Origin of the sequence: Noviherbaspirillum sp., from assembly GCF_036846085.1 — a bacterium.
Lineage (GTDB): Bacteria > Pseudomonadota > Gammaproteobacteria > Burkholderiales > Burkholderiaceae_D > Noviherbaspirillum.
The window spans coordinates 1-2061 of record NZ_DAIUCO010000401.1 but is presented as its reverse complement, the minus strand read 5'-3'; the positions used below and the strand labels follow the sequence as shown (position 1 = coordinate 2061).

Here is a 2061-nt window from a genome sequence, read left to right as displayed (position 1 = left end):
CCTGCAAAACCCGCCGCTGCCGACTCATCAGGAAACGCGAATACGGGCTCATTCATCCGGGATGCCAAGACTACAATCCGACACGCAAGCAGCAGGTTACAATGCCCCGAATCCGCCGGCGCGGGTGTTGATCGTCGAAGACAATCATCATCTCGCCCAGCTGTTCTCCGATCTGCTCGAAGTCCTCGGTTGCACATCCGATGTTGCGCTGTCCGCGCGCAGCGGGCTCGACATGGTCCACAAAAAGCGGCCCGACCTGATCTTTTGCGATTTGCGCCTGCCGGGAGAAATGGATGGCTTCGGTTTTGCCCGCGAATTCCGCTCGATGTCGCTGTCGCCTTTCGTTCCGCTGGTCGCCGTGACCGGCCTGTGCACCGCCGAAGACCGCGAGAAGGCGATGCAGGCCGGATTCGACCGCATATTCATCAAGCCCCTGAAGTTCAACGAGATCCAGGAACTGGTCGACAGCCTGCATCGCTGAGCGCCGCGAACCGGTTCATTTGGCAGCGCAGCCGCCCCAAGGATGTCGCACTGACATGCGTCTGCAGGATGGCTGTGCCTGCGAGCGCCAATGCAGCGCAAAAAGCAAAGCACCAGTTTAATGATTCGCGGCGTCGTTCCGTTCAAACAGAAGATGAATAATCACCACCCGGACGGGTCGAATTTACGTGGTTCCCCCAAGCGGTCGCGCTTCGCGAAGATAATAATTGTCCCATTCCGTTTGCTCGACGAGCCTGAATCCGTGACGGACATAGAATCGGTTCGCTTCACTCCCTTTCAATGCCCCCACCTTGATCGTCTGCCCCAACACATCCGCTTCATGAAACACCTGCTGCAATACCCATCGTCCGATTCCCTGGCGCTGGCAATCCGGGTGGATATACAGATGTTCAAGGAACAGGCCGTCCGCCATGGGCTTCACGACAACGAACCCGACCGGCTTGCCGCCGCTTTCGATATGTTGCGTGCAGTGAGGAACAAACGCCGAGAGGAAGCGATCCCTTGCCCGCTGCGCATCAAATCGCCCAATACGCTCAAGACTCTCCCGCATGGCCGCGATCCGCAACAGCACCAGGTTTTCCGCATCATGTTCGTGCGCGGGCCGCAAACGCAATGTCATTCTGGTTTATCTTTGAAAAGGTTTGACACCGGCATCCGTGCCGAATACCAGGTCATCCTTGGCCGCGCAGTGCAGCGATTTCGACAAACTCGACCGGATAGTCGCTGCACTCGGCATCATCCGGAGCCTCCCATAGCGTGCTCGCCATCTCGAACACATGGTCCGGCACAACCATGGCAAATGTTGCGCCTTTCTCCGTGTTCCGGCGGCGCACCCGCTCGCGGCGCACGTCGAGCGGCGCATCGAGTATGTGCAACTGAAGATCAAAACCCTCTTCCACTACCCGGCTGCAGAATTCGCTCCTGGCCTGGCGCTGGATCAATCCCAGCTCCAGTATCGCATCGGCACCGGAGGCCAATATTCTCCGGCTGTGGTTCCAGATCAAGTCAAGCAGACGCGCCTTGCGCTCGATGTACCAGGAGGGCACGAAGTGATCGGCGGGGCGATCAGGACTGAACAAGGCGACGAACCAATCATCCAGGGCGATGTGAATACCCTGGGTCCGCTGCGCCAGGGCAGACGCATACGTCGACTTTCCTGCGCCGACGGGGCCCTCGATCAAATACACTTTTGGCATACGCTGTAGAAATGCTGGGTTATGGTGGCTGTTGGGCGGACCGGCTCATCGAACCGGTGTCCGCCGAAAGATGAACATCATGCTTTCCGCGTGGTTGTCCGCTGCGCAAGATGGTACATCCGCATCGCTGGTTTCGGCCATCCCACGATTGTGGTACATGGCGCGATTCCTTCTCCGTGCCACACAACCTTCCCGAAGCATTATTGCAATATGGACAAAACCCTACGCAGCCAATACACTGCCGCGTCAGGTCCCTACCCCGTCGCTGACATTCAACCAGGCCCGGCTCCGCCGGTGATTACGCAAGGAGCGCGCGTGCACGCAGCAGAGATTCCGGCAGACAGCAGATTGCGCGGTGCCGCCG

The 2061-nt window shown here is 58.7% G+C and carries 3 protein-coding genes; 1 reads left to right on the top strand and 2 read right to left on the bottom strand.

Features of this window, described 5'->3' with window-relative positions; translation table 11 throughout:
- Window positions 1–61 precede the first annotated feature (61 nt).
- Window positions 62–481 (top strand): response regulator, encoded by a 420-nt coding sequence (locus tag V7080_RS25285; RefSeq protein ID WP_334191137.1) that lies wholly within the window; start codon window positions 62–64, stop codon window positions 479–481.
- Between the two features lie 183 nt (window positions 482–664).
- On the opposite strand, the gene V7080_RS25280 is transcribed toward V7080_RS25285, so the two are convergent.
- Window positions 665–1072 (bottom strand): GNAT family N-acetyltransferase, encoded by a 408-nt coding sequence (locus V7080_RS25280; RefSeq protein WP_334191136.1) that lies wholly within the window; start codon window positions 1070–1072, stop codon window positions 665–667.
- Between the two features lie 100 nt (window positions 1073–1172).
- Window positions 1173–1697: an AAA family ATPase gene (locus V7080_RS25275; protein WP_334191135.1), complete on the bottom strand. Its 525-nt coding sequence runs from the start codon at window positions 1695–1697 to the stop codon at window positions 1173–1175.
- Window positions 1698–2061: the final 364 nt, after the last annotated feature.